Source organism: Polaromonas glacialis, from assembly GCF_000709345.1.
GTDB classification, from domain to species: domain Bacteria; phylum Pseudomonadota; class Gammaproteobacteria; order Burkholderiales; family Burkholderiaceae_C; genus Polaromonas; species Polaromonas glacialis.
In genome coordinates this window covers 1-1,987 of sequence record NZ_KL448328.1, presented here as the reverse complement: position 1 = coordinate 1,987, position 1,987 = coordinate 1, and the positions used below count along the sequence as shown (strand labels likewise).

The following is a 1,987-nucleotide window of genomic DNA, read 5'->3' as shown; positions in this document are numbered from 1 at the left end:
GGTTGCACAAGCCGAATTCAAAAAAAAACTTCGTCCAGGAAGTCGCCGCAACGCTGCCGCCAGGCGTTGCGCCTGAACAGGTGGACATCTGGTTCCAGGATGAAATGCGCATCGGCCAGCGCGGCACGCAAACGCGCCTGTGGGCACGCAAGGGAACGCGGCCCCGGGTGGTGCGTCAGCAGCAGTCCGAATCGGCCTACGTCTTTGGCGCCGTCTGTCCACAGCAGGACAGTGCCATCGGTCTGGTCATGCCGCACGCCAATACCGAGGCGATGAGCCATCATCTGCAGGTCCTGAGCGAAGCGGTGCCTGCGGGACGCCATGCCGTGCTGGTGCTGGACCGCGCGGGATGGCACACCACGCCCAAACTGCCGCAGTTCCCGAACGTTTCATTGTTGCCGCTGCCAGCGGGTTCGCCCGAGCTCAACCCGGCCGAGCAGGTGTGGCAGCAACTGCGCGACCGGCACCTGGCCAATCGCTGCTACGAAGGCTACGAACAGATTGTTGACGCCTGCTGCGACGCCTGGAATGCCTTCATGCAGATCCCTGGCGCCATCCGCTCTTTGTGCTCCCGAAGCTGGGCAGTGCTGCCTTCGGCTTCGGTTATTTCATGACACGGGATTGGTATAACAGGCGGGCTGCTGCGTAAGGTCAGATGCTCAGTCAGGCGCGCTATCAGCCCTTCACCCGTTGGCGCAGTGTCGGAGCTGTCCAACCGCACATCGGCGGGTTTTGGCACAAACGCAAGCAAGCTCGCCCGCAGATCAGCAGGTACGAAATACCGCCGCTCCTTGAAGGCATAGTGGATGAACAACGCCAGGGCCGATTTTTTGTTGCTGGAAGAGCGGGACGACTGAGTCCCAGCCACTTCAAACGAGGGGTCACCCTGGTACTTGGCGTGAAAGCGCTGCGGCGAGAACTCTCCCTGCGGATGGTGAACGGCCTCGGCGACGGCGGCAGCCTGCAGGGTGTCGAGCTTTGACCAAATGGCCTGCAACGTTGCGCCCTTCATTGCGTCGGCTATTCGGTCAATCAACTCGTCTTTGCGGCCGACGGCCACCAATTCTGGCACGTAGCGGATTAAATCCTTCAAGTCGGCAACGACCAAACTTTGCAGCGCTTCTTTGAGCGTGATGGGCATGGCTACGTCCTTGGGACAATAGGTGATGGACAGGTTGGGAGACTGGCTTGGCGCCCCAGTGAAACTGGCAAGCGGGTGCGTCACTGGCGGTCAGAGCGGCACCCTATTTTGTCAGGTGCCTGGCTAACTTCTGCAAGAAAACCGTTGCCCAGAGGAATAGAAAGGCGGTGCAGCAGCCGCTCAAGCCCATAGTTCCTCATCACGATTATCATGACGTGAGCCCCCAGGAACCCCGCACGCCATGAAACGCATACCCGAGCAGCCCGACCGGGAAAACCGCATCGCCTTCGAGATCGTCGTGGATGCCTACGACGCGGCGGAACGGGCCATGGGCTGGTACTACTACCTTCAAGACCAACTGCAAGTGCCGGTCAGCTCGCTCGACGTCACCGCTGGAAGTCGGCGTCGAGGTCGAAGTCGTCGACCTGGCAAGTGAAGACGACTGCATGTCCGAAATTTTCGTACTCGTCAAGTACGCCAAGTCCCAGCTTGCGGTGCCACTCGAACAGCTTGCGTGTCACGCGCCAGAGGAGCAAACTTGCCAAGCCGTTGCCGATTGGCACTATTGGGTGGCACGTGGCTACGACTACTGACGGCGGGCCTGCTCACCGCCGCGATGTGCTCACCAGCCAACACCGATCCGCCCAAGACGTTGTACGACGACAAATTCCTCGACGTGTGCCAGAACCTCGAAGCTGGCCTGAAAATTCAGTACGAGCGACATCCAGCTCTCACGGATGAAAGATGGGCGTTCGCGCTTGGCCAAGCCAAGATCGCGATGAAACAGCGGTTTGGATGTGCAAGGAACGAGTCCTGCAAAGTGGGTCCGGACCAGCAGGGAATCAT

2 protein-coding genes and 1 pseudogene are annotated in these 1,987 nt (G+C 60.0%); 2 read left to right on the top strand and 1 reads right to left on the bottom strand.

The features are described 5' to 3' along the window. The coding region (locus tag EC86_RS0124930) for an IS630 family transposase (RefSeq protein WP_198026920.1) at positions 1-614 on the top strand (614 nt) is incomplete at its 5' end. Between the two features lie 768 nt (positions 615-1,382). After that, positions 1,383-1,734: pseudogene (locus EC86_RS30655) on the top strand (calcium-binding protein). Between the two features lie 29 nt (positions 1,735-1,763). On the opposite strand, the gene EC86_RS30290 reads toward EC86_RS30655, so the two are convergent. Beyond that, positions 1,764-1,987, bottom strand: a 224-nt coding sequence (locus EC86_RS30290) for a hypothetical protein (RefSeq protein WP_232230060.1), incomplete at its 5' end; no start/stop codon positions are given.